This window comes from Ruegeria sp. CL5, assembly GCF_056536485.1.
Map to the genome: position 1 here is coordinate 1 of NZ_JBQFPS010000013.1, position 21,604 is coordinate 21,604.

Below are 21,604 nucleotides of genomic sequence, written 5' to 3' on the forward strand. Positions count from 1 at the left end.
CGCTCCGCCAAACCCCAAAGCCAGCAGCACCAGTGAAATCGTCCACATCATAGACTGAATACCGCCGCGGTTCAGCAAGGGATCGATCTCCGGAACCCCAGTATCGATCGAGTAAAGCCCCAGATGGAAAACCCCGTCTGGCCGATAGGGCTGTTACTGTCCGGGATGCAAGACCTCAAGTAAATCGACGGTCAAGATGCACAGCTCGCACGGCGGGTTGGTCCTCGACGCTTTGGTAGCGCATTGGCGCGCAGCAGGCAAAACCGCCCGGTGACCAATCCATCCGAAAGCGGCGCTTGCAATCACTGCCCCCAAAGTCCCCCGTGTGAAATTTCGTCGCATCTTCAACAACTGGCGCATTTGCTGGGACACGCAGATCAAAATGCCCACTCAGGCCAACAAGACCTTCGCTGCCAAACAGAAGGAAGCAGGTATCGATGTAGCCGAAAATGACGCGCTCATTGACGTTTACAGGGACGCCGACGGAAAACGGCACAAACTGACCCTCAATTTGGACCATATTGATCGATTGGCAGACGCGCCGCAAAAGGCTCTTAGCCCACGCAATCTACACCTAACTTCCCCGCGGGAGAACTTGGTGGTGTTGGAAGCAATGTGCAAGATGTTTCGCAAATTAGGCCAAGAAATCCCGCTTGAGCAGATCAGGAGAGTATTGGGCGACAAAATCTTGGATGTTTTGGAAGAACCCGTCGAGAAAGTCCTACACAATTTTGGTCGTATACGTGACCCGTGAGCGACCTAACAAGCAACTCCGTTGATTGCTGACATTCGCGGCACTAAAGTCGAACTGTTGTTCAGTAGACGGAGTGCGCTTTCACTACCATTGCGCGAACGGTCGCCTCTTGAGGCTTTACAAACGCTCTGTTCCATCCTATCGCAAACCTACGCAGGGGAGTCCCGCCCAAGGGACTGAGAGGCTGATTGGGTGAAAACCCGGTGATGCGACCCTTTGAACCTGACCCAGTTGACACTGGCGTAGGAAGCTAAGGTCGCACAGCCCATTCTGGCTTGCGCAACCGGAACACAAGGCACGTTTTGCCTTTGCCTCCTCCCAAACTCTTCTGGTGTCTTTTTGAGACCTGAGCTTGAGGAGCGCCAAAGTGAACGTACCAAACCCAAAAATTACCACCGATGAAATGCCCGCATCGCGCAAAATCTACGTCGCTGGCGAGTTGCATTCCGACATCCGCGTACCGATGCGCGAAATTTCGACACATCCGACAGCCGGTGAAGCTCCGCTACCTGTCTATGACAGTTCAGGCCCTTACACCGATCCGAAAGTGCTGACGGACATTAGGCAGGGTCTGGCACCAGTGCGCGCCGAATGGATCAAGGCGCGCGGGGATGTCGAAAAATATGAAGGGCGCGAGATCACTGATGCCGATAACGGCTTTGTTCACAAGGACAAGCTGACACCTGAATTTCCAATCAAGCCACGACCGCTGCGTGGTAAGGATGGGTTGGCTCCGACACAGTTGGCCTACGCACGGGCCGGGATCATCACCCCGGAAATGGAGTTTGCAGCGATCCGCGAAAACCAGTTGCGGGAAACGTCTCCTTGCCATCGGGACGGGAACGATTTTGGGGCCAATATCCCCGACTATGTGACGCCGGAATTTGTCCGCTCTGAAATTGCCGCAGGGCGTGCGATCATCCCGGCCAATATCAACCACCCAGAAACCGAACCGATGATCATCGGTCGAAACTTTCTGGTAAAGGTGAATGCCAATATGGGAACGTCCGCCGTGACCTCCAGTATGGAGGAAGAGGTCGACAAGATGGTCTGGGCCATCCGCTGGGGTGCCGATACGGTTATGGATCTCTCAACCGGGCGCAACATCCATAACACCCGCGAATGGATCATTCGCAATTCCCCAGTGCCGATCGGGACTGTCCCGATGTATCAGGCGCTGGAAAAGGTGAACGGTTTTGCCGAGGATCTGACCTGGGAAGTCTTTCGCGATACTCTGATCGAGCAGGCCGAACAGGGCGTGGACTATTTCACCATCCACGCGGGTGTACGCCTGCATATGGTCCCCATGACGGTCAACCGTGTGACTGGCATTGTCTCGCGCGGCGGCTCGATCATGGCCAAGTGGTGCCTGCATCACCACAAGGAGTCGTTTCTTTATGAACACTTCGAAGAGATTTGCGACATCTGCCGTCAGTATGATGTTGCCTTCAGCTTGGGTGACGGGTTGCGCCCTGGCTCGATCGCCGACGCCAATGATGAGGCGCAATTTGCTGAGCTAGAGACCTTGGGTGAGCTGACGAAAATTGCCTGGGCCAAAGACTGCCAGGTGATGATCGAAGGGCCGGGCCATGTGGCCATGCACAAGATCAAGGAGAACATGGATAAGCAGTTGGAATGCTGCCACGAAGCGCCTTTCTATACGCTTGGGCCGCTTACCACCGATATCGCGCCGGGTTATGATCACATCACGAGCGGTATTGGCGCTGCGATGATCGGTTGGTTCGGTTGCGCCATGCTATGCTACGTCACGCCCAAAGAGCATCTGGGCCTACCAGACCGCGATGACGTCAAAACTGGAGTGATCACATACAAAATCGCCGCGCATGCCGCCGATCTGGCCAAAGGGCTGCCTGGCGCACAGCGACGCGATGATGCGCTAAGCCGGGCGCGGTTCGAATTCCGCTGGGAGGACCAGTTCAACCTGTCGCTTGATCCTGACACTGCACGCGATTTTCATGACCAGACCTTGCCCAAACAGGCCCATAAAGTAGCGCATTTCTGCTCCATGTGCGGGCCTAAGTTCTGCTCGATGCGGATTTCCCATGACATCCGTGCCGAAGCGCAAAGAGAGGGGATGGAGGCCATGGCTGCAAAATACCGCGAGGGGGGCGATCTTTATATGCCCGTCAAGGAACCGAGCGAATGATTACCATCGCAGGGGCCGGTCTCGCCGGCCTCACCTCGGCCTTGGAGCTTGCGCGGGCGGGGGTCCGGGTACGCGTGTACGAAGCCCGCACTGAGATCGGAGATGGGAGCGTTTCCCGGTTCGCCGGTGGCATGTTGGCTCCGTGGTGCGAGCGTGAAAATGCCGAGGAAGAAGTAATCACTCTTGGTGCGGGGGCGGCTGATTGGTGGGCGGACATCACACCCGTCACCCGTCTTGGTACGTTGGTGGTCGCCCCGGCCCGTGACAGGGCAGAGTTGACGCGCTTTGCCCGGCGCACCTTCGGGTATCGTGAGATGGACGTCGCTGACATCAGCGCCTTGGAACCGTCTTTAGCAGGCCGGTTTTCGCGCGGGTTGTTTTATGAATCCGAGGCCCACCTGGATCCGCGACGCGCCCTGCGGGATCTGGCCAAGGCAGCGCAAGCTCTGGGTGTTGAGATCCTTCTTGGAACCAAAGCACCGGGGCATGTCGATCTGGATTGCACAGGTATTCAAGCCGCTCTGTCCGATCTGCGCCCTGTGCGCGGTGAGATGGCGATACTGCATTGCCCGGAGGTCACGATCAGCCGAACCATCCGCCTATTGCATCCGCGCATTCCGCTCTACCTCGTCCCGCGTGGGGACAACCACTTTATGATCGGCGGCACAATGATCGAAAGCTCGTCCGAGCGTCCGGTAACCCTACGTTCGCTTTCCGAACTACTTGCTGCGGCCTTTGCCATCCACCCTGGTTTCGCAGAAGCCAGCGTCATAGAGACCGGTAGCGGGTTACGCCCGGCCTTTCCTGACAACCTTCCTCGCGTTGTTCAGTTTGGCGACACTCTGCATCTGAACGGTCTTTATCGTCACGGCTTCCTTCTAGCCCCGGCAATGGCGGCCAGGGTGGTCCAACATCTCATTCCGGAGACAAAACATGCACATCACAGTGAATGCCAAAGCGCATGAAGTATCTGCCGAAACGCTGGACGCGGCGCTTGTCGAGCTTGGCTTTATCAGTCCCTCCATCGCAACGGCGCTAAATGGCCAGTTTGTACCGGCGTCTGCGCGCAGCGTAACCGTGTTGAACATAGGCGACCGGCTGGAAGTTCTGGCCCCGATGCAAGGGGGCTGACATGAAAATCTACGATGTCGATATTACGGTGCCTATGTTTCTAGGCACTGCGCAATACCCATCTCCCGCAATTCTGCACCAAGCGATCCGCGCCAGTGGTTGCGAGGTGGTCACTGTCAGCCTGCGTCGCGAAACAGCGGATGGGACAGGTGCAGGGTTCTGGGACATGCTACGCGCAACGGGTGCCCACATCCTGCCCAACACTGCCGGGTGCCATTCGGTGCAAGAGGCCGTGACAACCGCACAAATGGCTCGTGAACTTTTTGCAACCGATTGGATCAAGCTGGAGGTGATTGGCCACGCGGATAATCTTCAGCCGGATGTCTTCGCCTTGGTCGAAGCCGCACGTATTCTGACGACCGATGGTTTCAAAGTTTTCCCATACATGACGGATGACCTGATTGTGGGTGAGAAGCTGCTGGAAGCGGGATGCGAAGTCCTAATGCCTTGGGGAGCGCCCATCGGTTCAGGCCAAGGGTTGCGCACGCCTGATGCTTTGCGGACGATGCGTACGCATTTTCCGGATGTTCCTCTGATCGTCGATGCCGGAATCGGACGGCCCTCTGATGCGGTACAGGCCATGGAATTGGGTATGGATGCGATCCTGCTCAATACCGCGGTGGCCAAGGCGGGCGATCCCGTCGGCATGGCACGAGCCATGGCGCTGGCGGTCGAGGCCGGGCGTGCGGGTATTACCTCTGATCCAATTGATCGGAGAGATGTGGCCGTGCCTTCCACTCCCGTACTCGGCCTCGCGGAGTTGATGTGATGGAACGGTTCTATCTGATCACGGGCCATGTGGGGCGGTTGGAACTGTTGGTGCCTCAGGGCGTGAAGCTTGTGCAATTGCGCATCAAGGATATGCCAGAGCCCGAAGTTCGTTGTCAGATCGCCCGAGCCCGCGACATCTGTGCCGTCCATCAAGCCCAACTTGTGGTGAATGACTACTGGCAGGTGGCGTTGGATCTCAAGTGTAACTTTGTCCATCTAGGGCAGGAGGATATGGACACTGCCGATTTTGCAGCCCTTCGTCGTGCGGGCGTGCGTATTGGACTCTCAACTCATGACGAAGCCGAACTTGACCGTGCCTTATCCTCCGATCCAGCCTATGTGGCGCTTGGCCCGGTCTATTCGACTCTACTGAAAAAAATGAAATGGAAGCCGCAGGGATTGGACCGTGTGACCCGATGGAAAACAAGGGCCGGAACCGTCCCGTTAGTCGCAATTGGCGGTCTGACCCCAGAGCGTGCGCCCGGTGTTTTTGCCGCCGGTGCGGATAGTGCCGCGGTGGTGACAGACATTCAACAGGCCGCCGACCCCGAAGCCCGCACGCGCGAATGGTTGCGGGTGTGCAACACATGAGCAGGTATACCCGCCAGATGCAGTTGCCCGAAATCGGCGAGGCCGGTCAGACCAGATTGGGCAAAGCCCATGTCGCGGTCGTCGGGGCTGGCGGGTTAGGCTGCCCTGTCCTGCAATACTTAGTCGGTGCAGGCATTGGGAAGATTTCAATCTTAGATCCGGATGAGGTCGAAGAAAGCAACCTGCACCGCCAACCTCTTTATGGCATGCCGAATATCGGCAGGCCTAAAGCACTTGCCGCGCGCGATGCTCTGCGCGCGCTCAATCCACAGGTGGAAGTTTCAGCAAATGTAGAGTCGATCGGCCCAACTAGAGCACCAGAGATCGCAGCCAAGGCGGATCTAGTGATCGACGCGGCGGACAGTTTCGCGGCCTCATATATCTTGTCAGATGCCTGTCTGGCTGAAGATACGCCGCTCGTCTCAGCAAGCGTTCTGGGGCAAACCGGATATGTCGGCGGGTTTTGCGGGGGCGCACCGTCTCTACGTGCCGTGTTCCCTGAATTGCCCGCAACCGGAGCGACCTGCGCAACTGCAGGTGTGCTGGGGCCCGTGGTAGGCGTCATCGGCGCATTGCAGGCACAGATCGCGATCAAAGTCCTTTTGGGTGCACAGCCAGCATTAGGGCAGATGATAACAGCAGATCTTTCTGGAATGCATTTTGGTGGGTTCAGCTTTCTGGGTAACCCAGAACCCGAAACTGCAATCCCCTTCATCGCAGAACCGATGTTGCAATGTTCTGACCTGATCATTGAACTGAGGAGCCATCACGAAGCACCTAAGAAAATCCGCCCAGAAGCTGAGCGCATTTCCGAAGCCGAGTTACGCGATCAGTTTCCGGCTTCAAGGCAAAGAGTAGTCTTTTGCTGCCAAAGCGGATTGCGAGCTTGGCGGGCGGCAAAAGGCTTGCAGGCGCAGGGTGAAACCAACCTCGCTTTGTTGGCTGCGAGGGCATGTAAATGAAGCCGATCATGATAATCGGCGGAACCGACAGTAGCGGGGGCGCAGGCCTGATCCGAGATGCCTGGGTGGCCCAAAAACTTGGTTGTCAGGTCCTTCCCATTGTCACGGCGGTGACCGCTCAATCAGATGATATGGTATTCAATACCCAACTCATATCGACGGAAATGATCGCCAGCCAGATCAAAGCCGCATTGGCCACAACCGCTCCGACTGCCATCAAGATCGGCATGCTTGGCAATGAAGAAATCGCTGATGCGGTTGGCAACGCCATCCAAAGTCAATCGTGCCCCATTGTCCTGGACCCAGTGCTAAAATCCAGCTCGGGGCGTCAACTCATGTCAGGGCAGTTTCCCAGAACGCTGCTGTCGCAGGCCCAACTTGTCACCCCGAACCTACTCGAAGCAGCTGCGCTTTCAGGATATCCTGTGGCGGAGACCGATGACCAGATCGCGGCGCAGGCAGATTGGTTTTTGTCCCATGGAGCACAGGCCGCGTTGATCAAGGGAGGCCATGCATCGGGTGAGACCTCCGTCGATCATCTGTTCACACTTAAAGAGCAGAATATCCTGACGGCACCGAGGTTAGAAGTAGCAACGATACGCGGCACAGGCTGCGCAATGGCCACGGCGATCACCTGCTGCCTGATCCAGGGGAACGATCTTCTTTTAGCATGCAAAAGGGCAAAATCATTCGTCCATAACTACCTCCGCGAGGCAATCAGCTTGTGATGCCGTCGATCCAAGGCTACGGTGCTGATTTTCGAATACAGCAAAATGAAATCACGAGCGATCATGCTTTACAGAAGCTGCTAGCGCGATTTCGAACCGTTGGTAACGTATTCAACTATAACCGCCCGGCTCCCATACCGCCAGATCGCGGTCAGATAGGAGGCGAAGGCCGTGCAAAAGTGTGTAGCGCTGCCAACGTCTCCATAATACTGGCGTTGGTTGAGCCAGAGTTTGGGATCATGTTTGGACACCAATGCGGCTTTTTGAAGGTTATCCCATTGAGGATCATTTGCGGCTATATGAGAGCCATCTTCACGAATCCCCGCACACATCCGGCACCAGAATGCCTCTGCCAGCGCGAGCCCGTCGACAGAAGCACCCAATGCGAGTGCATCGCGCAACGATGGTAGCAGAAACCCTGGATGCCGCGCCGATCCGTCGAACGCGACCCTGCGCGTTGTGTCATGAATCGCTGTGTTTGCAAATCGCCTCTCAACCAACTCAAGGTACTCTTTCGCTGTCGTTTCGGGGACAGCTTCGACATGAGGCAGAATCTCTTCGATCTGAACCGTTCTGAAGAATGCCAGGATGTCCGGATCCTGCATGCAGGATGAAATCGTCGGGACATTCAAAATTTCCCCAACGTTTGCGAGAAGCTGGTGACCTCCGTTCAAAATGCGGAGTTTCATTGACTCATAGCTGTGAACATTCTGGGTCAGCGTTACCCCGACCTGCTCGAGGGGTGGTCGCCCGGCGCAGAATTCATCCTCGATCACCCATTGACGAAAGTTCTCGTGCGAGACAGGAGCGCGGTCATCCACACCAAGGATTTGGCATTGCGATACCAACTCGTCAGTCGTTGCTGGCACGATGCAATCTACCATCGAGTTGGGAAACGCGCTGTTTTGATCAATCCAGTTGGCCAGATCAGGATCAGACATGCGCGCCAAGCCAACTACGCAGTTTCGCAGGATTGTGCCGTTGCCCTGAAGGTTGTCGCAGCTTAGCGCGGTGAAGGGTTTGAGGCCATTTGCTCGGCGCTCTTTGAGTGCCGCGACTATGGAGCCAAAGGCCGTTCGAGGCAGGTTGGGGTTTGCGGCATCGTAGCGGATATCTTGGTGATCGGTGTTAAGCGCACCGGTGTTGGAGATCAGATAGTACCCGCCTTCGGTAACTGTGAGAGAAACAATACGAATGGCAGGGTCGGTCATCTTCCGGATTAAGGCAACATTACCTGCCTCAATCGGTAAATAGTCAACCATCGGGCCAATGACCTCGGCGGTTGTCCTTGTGGGATCTAGTTCAATCAACGTGGTCAGACAGTCCTGTGCCAGCAGACGCTCTCTCATCTCCGCGTCGTAGTTTCGCATGCCGGCCCCGATGATCGCCCAATCATGGGCTTGGCCTTGCTGCATTAACTGGTGAATGTACCACGCTTGATGCGCACGGTGAAAATTGCCAAGCCCGATATGGACGATGCCCGGCGTCAGATCCGACCGCCGATAGGCAGGGTGCCTGACGTTAGCGGGCAGGTCTGCAAGGCTGTCGAGTCGCAGTCGCACCGGAGTTTTTGCATTCGCTGCAGGATCCATCAGCTCATCCAGTTTCCGCCGTCTACATTGTAGGTTTGTGCGACGATGTAATTGGCATCGTCAGAAGCCAGGAATACCGCCATCCCGGTCAGGTCATCTGCCCGGCCCATGCGACCATAAGGGACGGTTGCGGCGACTTCGCGTTTCTTTTGGCCGGGGGGTTTGCCTTCGTGTTTTGCAAAGAACGCATCTACGCCGTCCCAGTGTTCGCCATCGACGACACCGGGGGCAATCGCGTTCACGTTGATACCGTGAGATATCAGGTTCAGCCCCGCCGATTGAGTCAGAGAAATGATTGCCGCCTTGCTGGCGCAGTAGATAGCGACCAAAGGTTCACCCCTTCGCCCGGCCTGCGACGCCATATTGATGATCCGGCCTCTGGTCCCATTTTCAATCATGTGGCGCGCGACAGCCTGCATGGTGAACAAGGTACCAGCAACGTTGATGTCAAAGACGCGGTCATAATCCATGCGCTTGATCTCAACGACTGGTGCGGCGGTGAAGATGGCTGCGTTGTTTATCAAGATATCAATGAGACCGAAATGGTCAGCTGTGTTTGCTACCGCCTCATCTATGCTCTGCTGGTTGGTCACATCCATCTCGATGGCCAAAGCAGCCTCACCGATCTCAGAAGCTGCGTCTCTCGCGCGCTGGATGTCGATGTCTGCGATGGCGACACGCGCACCTTCGTTCACATAGGCCTTGGCAAAGGCCAGTCCGATGCCACGTGCGGCCCCGGTGATCAGGGCGGTTTTGCCCGCAAGGCGTGTCATTCGATCCGCAAGCCTTTCGCGTCGAACCGGTGGATTACGTCAGCCCGCGGTGTCATGTGAATGCGATCCCCGTGGCGGAAGCCCACTTCGCCATCTGCACGGACTGTGATTGTCTCAGCCAGGCCAGTCTCGTGGACGTGAAAGAAGGTGTCCGAGCCAAGGTGCTCAGAGACGCTGACCACTCCTGACCATTCACCTTCGGTTTCGGAAACGGTGATGTGTTCAGGGCGGATGCCAATGGTCTGGGCACCGTGTATCGCGGCCTCTTCACCTTCTATGAAGTTCATCTTGGGCGAACCGATGAATCCCGCAACAAACAGGTTGCGTGGCGTACGGTAAAGCTCCAGAGGGCTGCCGACCTGTTCGATCACACCGGCCTGAAGCACGACGATTTTGTCGGCCATGGTCATTGCCTCAACCTGATCGTGGGTCACGTAGATCATCGTTGTCGCCAGGCGTTCGTGAAGTTCGCTGATCTCCAACCGCATGCCAACGCGCAAGGCTGCGTCGAGGTTCGAAAGGGGCTCGTCGAACAGGAATGCTGAGGGCTCACGAACAATTGCACGACCAATGGCGACACGCTGACGCTGCCCACCCGACAGCTGCCCCGGGCGACGATCCAGATAATCGCTCAGATTCAGGACGCTTGCCGCACCCTCGACACGTTTGTCGATTTCGGCCTGATCCAGCTTGGCCATGCGCAGAGGAAACGCGATGTTTTTGCGCACCGTCATATGCGGATACAGAGCATAAGACTGGAACACCATGGCCAGGCCACGTTTGGCGGGCGGCACGTCTGTTGCATCCGCGCCATCAATGTCGATGGAGCCCGACGTGATATCCTCCAGCCCTGCAATGAGCCGCAGCAGGGTGGATTTGCCGCAACCCGAGGGGCCGACGAAGACGGTGAATTCTCCGTCTCCTATGGTCAAGTCCAGCGGTGGAATGACCTCAACGTCGCCGAAGCTTTTGGTCACTGACTTGAGTTGAATACGTCCCATAAGTCGTCTTCCTTATTTCACAGCGCCGAAAGTCAGGCCGCGGACAAGTTGTTTCTGGCTGAACCAGCCAAGGATGAGGATTGGTGCAATCGCCATGGTCGATGCCGCGCTGAGCTTGGCGAAGAACAGGCCCTCGGGGCTGGAGTAGCTAGCGATAAAGGCCGTCAGGGGGGCCGCATCGACAGCGGTGAGGTTGAGTGTCCAGAACGCTTCGTTCCACGCCAGGATGAAGTTCAGCAAGACAGTTGAGGCGATGCCGGGGATGGCCATCGGCGTCAGAACATAGAGGATTTCCTCTTTCAGCGTTGCCCCATCCATCCGCGCGGCTTCCAGAATCTCACCGGGGATTTCGCGGAAATAGGTGTAAAGCATCCAGACGATGATCGGCAGGTTGATCAGCATCAGCACGACGACCAGCCCTCCGCGTGTGTCCAACAGCCCAAGACGGATGAACAGCAGGTAGATCGGGTACAGCACGCCTACTGCAGGCAGCATCTTGGTCGACAGCATCCACAGCAGGATGTCCTTGGTGCGCTTGGAGGGCACAAAGGCCATCGCCCATGCGGCAGGCACAGCGATGATCACCCCCAGCAGGGTCGATCCGCCCGCGATGATGACTGAATTCCACAGGAACCGCATATAGTCGGACCGCTCCTGCACGATGGCGTAGTTCTCAAGTGTCCAGTCGAAGTTTAGGAACAGCGGCGGGCTTGCAATGGCCTGTGCCTCGGTCTTGAAGCTGGTCAGGATGGTCCAGAGGATCGGGAAAAAGATCAGCAGACCGACAGCCCATGCGAGGGCAGTGTTCAGCGATTTGCGGCGGGGTGTAACGGCGCGGGCCATGGTCTTATCTCCTCACGCGTCCAGGTTCTTGCCGACGATGCGCATCAGAAAGATGGCAACGATATTGGCAAGGATGATGGCGTAGACACCTCCGGCTGATCCAAGGCCGACATTCTGGCTTTCCAACACGCGCTGGAAGATCAGGTAGGTGAGGGTGCGGGTGCCGAATGCACCGCCGGTGGTCACGAAGATCTCGGCGAAGATCGACAGAAGAAAGATCGTCTGGATCAGGATCACGATGGTTATCGCGCGGCTGAGGTGCGGCAGAACGATGTGATAGAACCGCTTCAGCACCGGGGCACCATCCATTTCGGCTGCTTCCAGCTGCTCACTGTCCAGCGACTGAATTGCGGTCAGCAGGATCAGCGTCGCGAAGGGTAGCCACTGCCATGAGACGATCATGATGATCGACGTCATCGACGCCTCGGACAGCCACGAGATCGGCTCGGCCCCGAAAAAGCGCCACAGATGGGCCAGCAAGCCATTGACTGGGTCCATGAACATGTTCTTCCAGACCAGCGCGGACACGGTGGGCATGACGAAGAACGGTGCGATTACGAGGATGCGAACAACGCCCTGACCCCACATCGGCTGGTCCAGCAGCATCGCCAGCAGGATGCCCAGCACCACTGTGATCACCAGCACACCGCCTACGATCACCAGCGTTGCCTGCACAGCGGGCCAGAAGGAGCTGGACGAGACGAACCGGACATAGTTGTCGAACCCGACCCAGCCTAGATCCCCACCGCGCAGCGGTAGGTATTTCTTGAAGGAAAAATACAGCGTCATCGTCAGCGGCACGAGCATCCAGCCAAGTAGCAGGACCACTGCAGGTGCCATCATCAGGCGAGCAACGGATCGGGAATGTTGAGTAGCCATAACGCAAACCCTCTCTGTTCAGGCGTAACCCAGCCTGCGAGAAAAACGCGAGTTGTGGAAGGGCGGAGCGGGGGGCAGACCTCTGCCCGCCCGCGGGGAGGGATGCCTCAGTAACCTGCGGCTTCCATTTCTTCTGCGGTGAAGGCCTGCGCCTTGGCCAGCGCTTCATCCACTGATTGCTGTCCGGCATAGACTGCCGAGAACTCCTGGCTTACCTGCGTGGCGATACCTGCAAATTCCGGGATAGCGACGAACTGGATGCCAACATAGGGCGTCGGTTGCGCGCAGCAGTTATCCGGGTCGGCTGCAAGGATCGAATCCAGTGTTTTCTGGGCGAACGGAACCTTCTGGTATTCGGGGTTCTCATACAGCGAAGTTCGCGCGCCCGGAGGCACATTGGCCCAGCCTTCGTTTTCGGCCACCAGTTCGATGTAATCCTTGGATGTGGCCCATTCGATGAACTGCTTGGCTGCATCTTCTTGCTGCGTACCTGCAGGGATGGCCAGAGCCCAAGCCCAGAGCCAATTGGCGCGTTTGTCGACACCTTCTGAATTCGGTGCCAGCGCAAAGCCAACCTGATCGGCCACGGTCGAGTCGTCCGGGTTCGTCACGAAGGACGCCGCAACAGTGGCGTCGATCCACATGCCGCACTTGCCCTGCTGGAACAGCGACAGGTTTTCGTTAAAGCCGTTGGTTGCATACCCAGCAGGGCCTGACTCGTTCATCATATCGACAAAGAAGGTCAGAGCCTCTTTCCACTGAGGCTGATCGAACTGCGGCTTCCAATCTTCGTCGAACCAACGGGCGCCAAAGGAATTCCCGGTCACTGTGATGAAGGCACCACCTTCGCCCCAACCAGCTTTACCGCGCAGGCAGATACCGTTGATGTCGTTGTCCCGGTCAGTCATCGCCGCAGCGGCTTCGCGGATGAACTGCCATGTAGGCGCGTCGGGCATCTCAAGCCCGGCCTTTTCCATCAGGTCGGTACGATACATTACCATCGAGCTTTCGCCATAGAACGGGGCGGCATAGAGAGTGCCGTCATTGCTGAGCCCGTTGCGCATGGCAGGCAAGATGTCGTCCACATCATATTCAGCAGACATACCATCCAGCGGCACCAACCAACCATTCGCCCCCCAGATCGGTGTCTCGTACATACCAATGGTCATGATATCGAACTGACCGCCTTTGGTGGTGATGTCGGTGGTGACGCGCTGACGCAGCACGTTTTCCTCCAGCGTCACCCACTCAACATCAATGCCGGTCGCTTCAGTAAATTTGTCGGTGTAGCCCTGCATCCGGATCATGTCACCATTATTCACTGTGGCGATCGTGATGGATTGCGCGTGGGCTGCTGCCGTGGCGACGAATGTCAATGCAGTCGCCGCGCGAAGTGCGTGCTTCAGATACATCCCTGTCCTCCCTGAGCTTGGATGTCGTGCAGGGAGCGTAGAGTGAAAGTTGTCGCGCAGTCAATAAAAACTTTACGCGCGTTAAGATTATAGCCTACGCAGAGTCCCTTAAAACAAGTCGAGCGGGGAAAAGTGTCTCAGTTCGTGTTTCAAATTTCCCACCGTTTTCAATAAGTTCGAACAAAGTCTCGACGCTTCGGCTGGCCACGTTGTCATAGTCGTGTGCGGCTGTTGTGAGAGAAGGGCAGGTAAACTTTGCGAACGGATGATCGTCATTTGAGGCCACGCGCAGCGTGCAGCCCTCCTTCCGACCGACCCGAATCCCCTGTTCATAGCAGGCCGCAAGAAAGCCAATAGCCAGCCGGTCATTGCTGCACAGAACGGAGTTCGTTCTCAATTCACGCTCTTCAAGAACTTTCAGCGCGCCTCTGTGCCCAATCTCTTCGAAAGCCCATCCTTTCCCGTCGACTTTGATGATATGCGGCTCGAACCCGAGGCGCTCCATCATGGCGACATAAGCCTTCCTTCGTTTGTTGGCGTTTGGGTTCGCGGGTGTGCGCATTTCAAAAAATGATGGAGGCTCGCCCGTCCGGGTCATGTATTCAACGGTCTGAGACACAAAGCTGAAATTGTCCGATCCGATAAACGCGGCACCCAGCCCATCAAGGTTACTGTCAAACAGAACAGTCGGTACGTTGGCGCAGAACTTCTCAATCGCCGATCGGTCTGAAATCCGGCCCAGGGGTGCCAACAAAACCCCGGCGGGCTTCATGGATTGCAGCCCATCCAGAATTTCGTTTTCCAGCTTTTGTTCTCCGTGGGCGCTAAAGAGGGAAGGGCGATAGCCTGCCGCAATACAGCTTTGCTCCAGATAGCGCGCGATTTCGGCAAAGAACGGATCGGCCAGATAGGGCACGACGATGCCGATATTCTTGGTCAGCTTCCGATTCTGGTTCACAGCATAGATATTCGGGCGATAGTCAAACCGTTCGAGCGCCTCTTCGATACGCGCCCTTGTCGTTGGGCGAACGCTGTCGGGATCGTGGAAGTATTTGGATACCGTGGGCCGCGAGATGCCGCTGAGGGCCGCGAACTCTTCCATATTCTTAATCTTGGTCATGCCAGTCTGCCTGCGGATCATAGCCGTCTTGATCTTATCCTATTTTTACATATTCTTTACGCGCGATAAAAAATCAAGAGTCAGACAAGTTCCGGACGTTTGTGCAGGTCGAGGTTTAAAAATGCATCTCGGGATTGATATCGGAACGTCGGCGGTCAAGATTGTCTGCGCGGATACTGATCGTATTCTTGCGATATCTTCTGCAGGGATCGAGACGTCCTCGCCACAACCCGGTTGGTCAGAGCAGCACCCAGACCTTTGGTAGCAGGAGACGCGTGACGCGTTGAAGCAGCTTGCAGAGCAAATCCCACTGTCAGAGACGAAGGCCATCGGTTTGTCCGGACAGATGCACGGGGCCGTTTTGCTGGACGGTAAGCTGTGCCCAATCCGCCCGGCAATACTCTGGAATGGCAGCAGGGCCGCTATCAAATGCGATGAACTGCGTGTAGCGCTGCCGCAGATTGGTCATATCACGGGTGTTCTTCCGTTGCCCGGTTTTACCGCCCCCAAAATTGCATGGCTGAAACGGTATGATCCCAGTCACTATGCTCAGCTTGCCTATATCCTGCTACCCAAGGAGTACATCGGTCTACGCCTGCATGGTGAGCTGGCAACTGATACGTCCGATGCCGCGGCAACAATGTGGCTCGATCAGGCATCGCGCAAATGGCATAACGGGATCGCGGAAGCCACTGGTGTGGCGCTCGACTGGCTGCCGCAAGTGTTTGACGGCCACAGTTTCGTTGGGACTGTGACGTCACAAGCTGCAGAAGCGACCGGGTTGAAGCCTTGCGTGCCCGTTATAGCCGGAGGAGGGGATGCGGCGATTGGGGCGATATCTCTTGGTGCGACGGAACCGGGACGGGGCTTCATCTCCCTTGGGACGTCGGGCCAGTTGTTCGTGGCGGATCGTAAGTACAAGCCCAACCCCGAACATTATGTGCACGCTTTTGCGCACACACTGCCCGATCGCTGGTATCAAATGGCAGCAATGCTAAACGGTGCTAGGCCGATCTCATGGATTGGTGGTCAATTGGGGCTCTCCGCAGCCGAAGTTGTTGCGCTTGCCGAAACGGTCAGCGGTGATCGGGTTCCGATTTTTTGCCATATCTGACGGGTGAACGGAGCCCCCTCGGAGACCCGAATATACGCGCGTGTTTCTTTGGGCTCGAGGACTCAACGACACGCGCAGACATCTGCCGGCCCGTCTTGGAGGCAATAGCATTTTGCTTTGCTGATGCGGCACAGAGTATTGGTGACACGATGGACAATTCGCCTGAACTGGCTGCAATCGGAGGGGGTGCTCAATCAGATCTTTTCCTGAAGCTGATCGCAACTGCGATCGATAAACCAATCGTGCGATCGGAAGGGGCCGAAGCTGGTCCTGCATATGGTGCGGCTCGGCTGGCAGCTTGCGGTGATGGTGCGCTTGCCCAAGTCGATCTGGCGTTTCAGCCGCCAGCGACGGTTAGGTTCGAGCCAGCCGAAGAGAGAACGTTCTTCGAGCGACTGACGCAATTTCGCCGGCTTTATGCCGACATCAAAAACGTTAACTAGCAGCGATCATACAATTTTTCGCAGCCAATCTGACTGAGCGTGTTGGAAGAGCCTTGTGCCGCAGATACCAAATTACCCGTCGCTCAACTTTCTTTTCGGATGTCTCACAAATCTTGCGAACTGTTATTAGCGGAACAGAACAACGTGATATCCGAAGCCAGCACGTGTCTCCTGTGTTGGAACAGCCACGTTGGGCGGACCAATTCAAGCCCGGTACTGCGTGCGCACCGGAATATGGTTGGCAGTAGTATTCGCAGTTTTAATTGGCGTTCAGATCGCGGCGCGATGTGTCAAGCATCCGAGATTATTAGATTGCTTGCCTTTTCGCCAATCATGATCGCAGGCGCATTGGTGTTGCCACTGACGATTTCCGGCATGATCGAACAATCTGCCACCCGTAGGTTTGCTATGCCGTGGACCTTCAGTTTCGCGTCCACTACAGACTTCTCTGATTGTCCCATCGCGCAGGTGCCGGTGGGGTGATAGATTGAGGTGGTGTTTGATCTGGCCCAATCCAGTGTGCCTTCGTAATCGTCGATGCTAAGCTCTGCCGTCGGTCGAAACTCCTCTGAAATCTTCGAGGCGAGAGGATTTTGTTTAGCAATTCTGCGCGCGATGTTCACACCGTCGACGATGGTTCGGCAATCTGTTTCCGTAGAAAGGTAGTTCGGAATGATTTTAACATGCTTGGACGGATCCGGACCGTTCAGGCGCAGCTCGCCTCGACTTTCCGGGCGCAGCTGACAGACCGACATAGTGAAGGCAGAAAACGGATGCACACCTTCACCGGGGCTGTCAGCTGACCAGGGTTGGACGTGGAACTGAATGTCCGGAGTTTCAACATCGGGCCGGGTTTTCATGAATCCTGTGGCTAGGCTGGCAGCCATGGTCATTGGACCTGCGCGGAACAACGCATATTTCAACGCGATGCGGGCTTGATTGAGCAGGCTGCGGACTTCATCATTCAGTGTTGGTTCATTGCATTTGAACACAAGTCGTGCCTGCAAGTGATCCTGCAAACCCTTGCCGACGCCAGGCAGGACATGAAGCGGTTCTATTCCATTTTCTTTGAGATGGTCCGCGTCTCCAATCCCCGACAACATCAGGATCTGGGGCGAATTGATCGCGCCGCCAGACAGGATGATCTCACGCCGGACCTTCAGAGTTTGCTCAACCCCCGACTTGTCCCGGTAAACCAACCCAGTCGCCTTTTTCCCATCCAAAACCACGCGTGTCACCAATGCTTTGGTGATGATGTTCAAATTCTGACGATTTCGAATAGGTTTGAGATATGCCACAGCCGCGCTGCAGCGACGGCCGTTGCGGGTGGTTAATTGAAAATAACCCACGCCTTCTTGTTCAGCGCCATTATAGTCGGGGTTGTACGGGTAGCCTGCGGCCTGTGCTGCCGCTACCCAAGCGTCGCAGATTGGGCGTTGAATGCGCATGTTTGACACCGACAAAGGCCCACCAACACCGTGAAACTCATCTTCACCGCGTTCTTGATCTTCACAGCGTTTGAACAGGGGCAAGACATCGTCCCACCCCCAACCTTCATTGCCCATTTGCCGCCAGCGGTCGTAATCTTCTTTCTGGCCACGTACATAAAGCAACCCGTTCAACGAGGAGGAGCCGCCGAGCACTTTACCGCGCGGCCAGTCGATGGACCGGCCATTTAGGCCTGGGTCGGGCTCGGTCCGATAACACCAATCGACTGACGGGTTATGCATCGTTTTGAAATAACCGACGGGGATGTGAATCCACGGGTTCGTGTCGCGGCCGCCGGCTTCAAGAAGCGCGACCGATGTATTGGGATCAGCACTTAGTCGATTAGCAATGACACAGCCCGAAGACCCCGCGCCGACAACCGCATAATCCACCTCCATGACCGCCTCCTTCCAACGTCGCTGAAAAAAACTCTATGCAAGATGCAAGAATTATACTAGCCTTTTTTGATACAAAACGTCTCAATAATTGCGATCAGGGAGGTAAGCAATGGAGATCGGTAAGAAACTAAGTGGCATTTCCCGGCGAGATTTTTTTCGCGTAGCCGGGCGTTATGGCATGAGTTCGACACTGCTGGCGGCAGGCGGGTTTGGTGGCGCGATGAGCCTGGCGAATCTGGCGCAGGCGGCCGAATCGACCTATGAAAAGCGCTTTTCTAAGGAGCCGAAGCACACGTTGAAATTTGGTGCTTCAGGTTTCAACACCCGCAATCTGCTAATCGAGCGCGCCGGCGCGATCGAATTCGCTCGGGATCTGGAAGAACGCACTGATGGTGAGATTCGGATCGAGTTCATCGGCGACAATCAGATCTGTGGTCAGCTGAGCTGCGTGGAAAAAACCCAACAGGGTATCGTCGATATTTACGCGGCCTCGACCCAGAATTCGGCAGGTGGCGCACCCTACCTGAACGTGCTGGACTATGCTTACATGTTCCCTAGCCGGGCAGCGCAATATCACTTCTTTTATAGCCCCGCGAGCCAGCGCATCCTGCGTGATCCGTTGGAGAAACGTCATGGTCTGAAGTTCCTGTTCACGCACTGCGAATTGCGCGGGCTGCAGATGGGTTCGACCTTTGCCGACAAACCGACCGTGACCAAGCTGGAAGAGCTGTTTGGCACCAAGAACCGCGTGACAGGCACGCAACTGGGGCGGATTGCGATGCAGTTACTGAACCTGAATCCGGTGCCGGTGGCATGGGAGGAAACGCTGGATGCGCTAAAAACTGGCCTAATCGACGGTGCCGAAACATGGGCGTCGGCCGTTGCATACGCCAATATGGCGCCCGTTGTTTCGCAGTCGGTCAACCTGAAGTTCTTCTGCGGTACAGAACATACCTCAATGTCTGCAAAGGTTTTCGACAGCCTCGGTGGTGAGCTGCAGGACGCTGTGATGGAGTCTTCCTACTTCACTCAGGCATTGATTCAGGGTGCAAATGAAGCCGCATTGCTGAATACGGTCGGTTTCTCGGAGCCGCAGCTGCCTGATACTATCTTTGCCGAAAATGGAGTACGTCCGGCCTTCCTGGCTGACGATCAGATCAAGCTGGCCGAAGAAATGTGCGCCCCGAACTATAACCCTGAGCCTTGGGCGCAGTGGCGCGAACGTCTGAACAAATGGGCAGGCGGCATCGATACCTATCAGGAGATCTTCGACATCGCGCGCGAGATCCCGGCAGACACCCTGCCGGAGAACGTTGAACCGCGCCGTTGGTGGAAAGGCGAAGCCTGATACTAAAGACGAACCGGCCCCAAGCGGGCCGGTTCTAATACACACCGACTGGGAGGACGGAGTTCATGTCGTTTTGGGCAGACATCGGCGCGATTTTCAGCGCCTTTCTCAGCCAGGATTCGTTCGAGATTCAATCTGCACTCGAATCCGACGCCACTTGGGTGTTGGGCGCAGTAGTCTCGGCAATTGGCGGGTTCGTGATCATGCTGATTTATCGGGCAGTGCCCTTTGTCGAACGCCATCTGGAACGGTCGGTGATGGTGTATTCCTACCTCGCGATTGCGTTGATCATCTTCTGGGGCGTGATCGACCGGTTTGTGTTCAACGACCAAGAGCCGTGGTCAACCACCATTCCCCCCCTTTTGTTCATGGTGATGGCGTGGTTCGGAGCGTCCTACAATGTCCGCCTGCGCACACATCTGAGCTTTAGCGAGTTTCGCACCGCCATGCCGCGCGGCGGGCAACTGGCCTGCCTGATCCTCGATGCGGTGCTGTGGTTCATCTTCGCGGTTATCGTCATCGTGACGACGACGCGACTGGTCGCGCTTTCGGCGTCCAATTTCCAGATCGTACTCGGTACTGACAATATCATGCAGTGGTGGTTCCTTCTGGCCGCGCCGCTGTCTTTCTTTCTGATGGTCGGACGCGTGTTTCAGAACCTCGCTGACGATCTGCACAACTGGAAAACAGGCGAGCCGCTGATCAAGCAGGCCGTGATCGGAGCAGACTGATGGCAGATGGAACTTTGGTTACACTGATCTCGCTTGGGGTCACGTTTCTGTTCATGCTGGGCGTACCTGTTTTTTTGGTCATCGGATATTGGGTGATCGGTTGCTCGTTCGTCCTTGGTTTGACGCTGGATAACATGGGTGCCGAACTGTTGAATGTGTTCAACAAAGGCTTTGCCCTACTGGCGATGCCGCTCTTTATCCTGACCGGAGATCTGATCAACAAGTCCGGCATTGCCCGGAGGCTCAGCGATTTTGCCTATGCCTGTTTGGGCTGGATACGCGGGGGGTTGGCCATGGCGTCTCTGGGCGCTTGTGGACTTTTCGCCGCAATCTCAGGTTCGAACTCCGCAACGACTGCAACCATCGGGTCGATGCTTCATCCCGAGATGGTCAAAGGTGGTTATGACGAACGCTTCAGCGCGGCGACCGCTGCCGCGGGCGGAACGGTGGGGATTATCATCCCTCCGTCGATTATCTTCATCGTCTATGGCTTCTTGATGAACCTGCCGATTTCCGAGCTGTTCGTCGCGGGTATCCTTCCGGGTGCGCTGATGGTCTTTGGTATGCAATTTGCGTGCTGGATCATCTGTCGCATGAACGGTTGGGGTCATCTGATACCGCTGCAATTGAACCGGGTGCTGAAGACCGCATTTGGAGCATGGCTTGGTTTTTTCGCCATTGGCTTGGTTCTGTGGGGCATCTACACCGGCAAGTTCTCCCCGACCGAGGCAGCAGGCGTGACGGTCGGCTTTTGCGTAATCGCAGGGTTGGTCAGCTATCCGATCAACCGGTTCATGGGCGCGCGGAACGACATACTGCCAACCGAAAAGAGCTTTGCTGAGATGTTCGTCGTCGAAGGTTTTACGATACCTGAAATACCCTCCATCGTGATCCGCTCGGCCCAGATCACCGGCATCCTTGCGCCATTGATCGCCATTTCGGTGGTGATGCAGCAGATCCTGTCTCTGCTAGGGGCGCAGCAAACCATCGGGGATTTTGTAACCTCGATGGGCGGGTACTACGCGGTGTTGTTCACATCGATGGTGATCGTATTCTTCTCGGGCATGGTGCTGGAAAGCCTGCCTGTCACGATAATCCTGGCTCCGATCCTTGCACCGATTGCGGCCTCTGTTGGGATCGATCCAATCCATTTCTCAGTGATATTCCTTGTGGGGGCATCCATCGGGTTCATCACGCCGCCCTATGGGCTGAACCTCTATGTGGCCTCGGGAGTGACAGGTGTGCCCTATTTCCGGTTGCTTCGGTATACTGTGCCCTATCTGGTAGCGCTTCTTTCGGTCTGGATATTAGTGTCGCTTGTGCCCGATCTGGCCTTGATCCTGCTGCCAAATAGCTAG

At 56.2% G+C, this 21,604-nt stretch carries 21 protein-coding genes, 1 pseudogene and 1 riboswitch; of the genes and pseudogenes, 13 read left to right on the forward strand and 9 right to left on the reverse strand.

Annotated features, from left to right (window positions below):
• Positions 1 to 114: pseudogene (locus tag ACR0IU_RS18695) on the reverse strand (Na+/H+ antiporter NhaC family protein); the annotation flags it as partial.
• A 268-nt stretch (positions 115 to 382) separates the two neighbouring features.
• On the opposite strand from ACR0IU_RS18695, the gene ACR0IU_RS18700 reads away from it, so the two are divergent.
• The 8 genes from ACR0IU_RS18700 to thiD all read left to right on the forward strand — a co-directional run bounded on the left by ACR0IU_RS18700 (position 383) and on the right by thiD (position 7,104).
• The gene (locus ACR0IU_RS18700; protein ID WP_480717292.1) at positions 383 to 754 is read left to right on the forward strand and encodes a hypothetical protein; all 372 of its coding nucleotides are present in this window, start codon (positions 383 to 385) and stop codon (positions 752 to 754) included.
• A gap of 145 nt (positions 755 to 899) precedes the next feature.
• A riboswitch (TPP riboswitch) is annotated at positions 900 to 1,020 on the forward strand.
• A 101-nt stretch (positions 1,021 to 1,121) separates the two neighbouring features.
• On the forward strand, positions 1,122 to 2,921 hold the full coding sequence (thiC, locus tag ACR0IU_RS18705) for a phosphomethylpyrimidine synthase ThiC (RefSeq protein ID WP_480717293.1): 1,800 nt from the start codon (positions 1,122 to 1,124) through the stop codon (positions 2,919 to 2,921).
• The gene (locus ACR0IU_RS18710; protein ID WP_480717294.1) at positions 2,918 to 3,886 is read left to right on the forward strand and encodes an FAD-dependent oxidoreductase; all 969 of its coding nucleotides are present in this window, start codon (positions 2,918 to 2,920) and stop codon (positions 3,884 to 3,886) included. The genes thiC and ACR0IU_RS18710 overlap by 4 nt, the downstream gene beginning before the upstream one ends.
• Positions 3,855 to 4,052, forward strand: coding sequence for a sulfur carrier protein ThiS (gene thiS / locus ACR0IU_RS18715; RefSeq protein ID WP_170475699.1), 198 nt, complete (start codon positions 3,855 to 3,857; stop codon positions 4,050 to 4,052). The genes ACR0IU_RS18710 and thiS overlap by 32 nt, the downstream gene beginning before the upstream one ends.
• Position 4,053: 1 nt before the next feature.
• The gene (locus ACR0IU_RS18720) at positions 4,054 to 4,821 is read left to right on the forward strand and encodes a thiazole synthase (protein WP_480717295.1); all 768 of its coding nucleotides are present in this window, start codon (positions 4,054 to 4,056) and stop codon (positions 4,819 to 4,821) included.
• The gene (locus tag ACR0IU_RS18725; RefSeq protein ID WP_480717296.1) at positions 4,821 to 5,414 is read left to right on the forward strand and encodes a thiamine phosphate synthase; all 594 of its coding nucleotides are present in this window, start codon (positions 4,821 to 4,823) and stop codon (positions 5,412 to 5,414) included. Before ACR0IU_RS18720 ends, ACR0IU_RS18725 begins: the two co-directional genes overlap by 1 nt.
• Positions 5,411 to 6,376: a ThiF family adenylyltransferase gene (locus ACR0IU_RS18730; RefSeq protein WP_480717297.1), complete on the forward strand. Its 966-nt coding sequence runs from the start codon at positions 5,411 to 5,413 to the stop codon at positions 6,374 to 6,376. Before ACR0IU_RS18725 ends, ACR0IU_RS18730 begins: the two co-directional genes overlap by 4 nt.
• Positions 6,373 to 7,104, forward strand: coding sequence for a bifunctional hydroxymethylpyrimidine kinase/phosphomethylpyrimidine kinase (gene thiD / locus ACR0IU_RS18735; protein WP_480717298.1), 732 nt, complete (start codon positions 6,373 to 6,375; stop codon positions 7,102 to 7,104). Before ACR0IU_RS18730 ends, thiD begins: the two co-directional genes overlap by 4 nt.
• An 80-nt stretch (positions 7,105 to 7,184) precedes the next feature.
• Here the strand turns inward: thiD and ACR0IU_RS18740 are convergent, their stop codons facing one another.
• The 7 genes from ACR0IU_RS18740 to ACR0IU_RS18770 form a co-directional block, all read right to left on the reverse strand.
• A complete protein-coding gene (locus ACR0IU_RS18740) occupies positions 7,185 to 8,696 on the reverse strand; it encodes a mannitol dehydrogenase family protein (RefSeq protein ID WP_480717299.1) in 1,512 nt (503 codons plus the stop codon).
• Entirely contained in the window at positions 8,696 to 9,469 is a 774-nt protein-coding gene (locus ACR0IU_RS18745) for an L-iditol 2-dehydrogenase (RefSeq protein WP_480717300.1), read from the reverse strand. The genes ACR0IU_RS18740 and ACR0IU_RS18745 overlap by 1 nt, the downstream gene beginning before the upstream one ends.
• The gene (locus ACR0IU_RS18750) at positions 9,466 to 10,470 is read right to left on the reverse strand and encodes an ABC transporter ATP-binding protein (RefSeq protein ID WP_170775173.1); all 1,005 of its coding nucleotides are present in this window, start codon (positions 10,468 to 10,470) and stop codon (positions 9,466 to 9,468) included. The genes ACR0IU_RS18745 and ACR0IU_RS18750 overlap by 4 nt, the downstream gene beginning before the upstream one ends.
• Positions 10,471 to 10,482: 12 nt before the next feature.
• A complete protein-coding gene (locus tag ACR0IU_RS18755; protein WP_480717301.1) occupies positions 10,483 to 11,313 on the reverse strand; it encodes a carbohydrate ABC transporter permease in 831 nt (276 codons plus the stop codon).
• Between the two features lie 12 nt (positions 11,314 to 11,325).
• Positions 11,326 to 12,192 (reverse strand): carbohydrate ABC transporter permease, encoded by an 867-nt coding sequence (locus ACR0IU_RS18760; protein ID WP_010443327.1) that lies wholly within the window; start codon positions 12,190 to 12,192, stop codon positions 11,326 to 11,328.
• 107 nt (positions 12,193 to 12,299) lie between these two features.
• Complete coding sequence (locus tag ACR0IU_RS18765) at positions 12,300 to 13,604, reverse strand: ABC transporter substrate-binding protein (RefSeq protein ID WP_170775169.1); 1,305 nt, start codon at positions 13,602 to 13,604, stop codon at positions 12,300 to 12,302.
• Between the two features lie 94 nt (positions 13,605 to 13,698).
• Positions 13,699 to 14,724 carry a LacI family DNA-binding transcriptional regulator gene (locus tag ACR0IU_RS18770; RefSeq protein ID WP_170780687.1) on the reverse strand — a complete coding sequence of 342 codons (1,026 nt, stop codon included), beginning with the start codon at positions 14,722 to 14,724 and terminating at the stop codon, positions 13,699 to 13,701.
• Positions 14,725 to 15,007: 283 nt separating this feature from the next.
• On the opposite strand from ACR0IU_RS18770, the gene ACR0IU_RS18775 reads away from it, so the two are divergent.
• Both ACR0IU_RS18775 and ACR0IU_RS18780 read left to right on the forward strand, forming a co-directional pair.
• The gene (locus ACR0IU_RS18775) at positions 15,008 to 15,838 is read left to right on the forward strand and encodes an FGGY family carbohydrate kinase (protein ID WP_480717302.1); all 831 of its coding nucleotides are present in this window, start codon (positions 15,008 to 15,010) and stop codon (positions 15,836 to 15,838) included.
• Entirely contained in the window at positions 15,826 to 16,281 is a 456-nt protein-coding gene (locus ACR0IU_RS18780; RefSeq protein ID WP_480717303.1) for an FGGY-family carbohydrate kinase, read from the forward strand. Before ACR0IU_RS18775 ends, ACR0IU_RS18780 begins: the two co-directional genes overlap by 13 nt.
• A 290-nt stretch (positions 16,282 to 16,571) precedes the next feature.
• On the opposite strand, the gene ACR0IU_RS18785 is transcribed toward ACR0IU_RS18780, so the two are convergent.
• Entirely contained in the window at positions 16,572 to 18,167 is a 1,596-nt protein-coding gene (locus ACR0IU_RS18785; RefSeq protein ID WP_480717304.1) for a GMC family oxidoreductase, read from the reverse strand.
• Between the two features lie 109 nt (positions 18,168 to 18,276).
• On the opposite strand from ACR0IU_RS18785, the gene ACR0IU_RS18790 reads away from it, so the two are divergent.
• The 3 genes from ACR0IU_RS18790 (at position 18,277) to ACR0IU_RS18800 (ending at position 21,604) form a co-directional block, all read left to right on the forward strand.
• A complete protein-coding gene (locus tag ACR0IU_RS18790; protein WP_319546398.1) occupies positions 18,277 to 19,515 on the forward strand; it encodes a TRAP transporter substrate-binding protein in 1,239 nt (412 codons plus the stop codon).
• Positions 19,516 to 19,580: 65 nt separating this feature from the next.
• Positions 19,581 to 20,246 carry a TRAP transporter small permease gene (locus ACR0IU_RS18795; RefSeq protein WP_319546399.1) on the forward strand — a complete coding sequence of 222 codons (666 nt, stop codon included), beginning with the start codon at positions 19,581 to 19,583 and terminating at the stop codon, positions 20,244 to 20,246.
• The gene (locus ACR0IU_RS18800; RefSeq protein WP_480717305.1) at positions 20,246 to 21,604 is read left to right on the forward strand and encodes a TRAP transporter large permease; all 1,359 of its coding nucleotides are present in this window, start codon (positions 20,246 to 20,248) and stop codon (positions 21,602 to 21,604) included. The genes ACR0IU_RS18795 and ACR0IU_RS18800 overlap by 1 nt, the downstream gene beginning before the upstream one ends.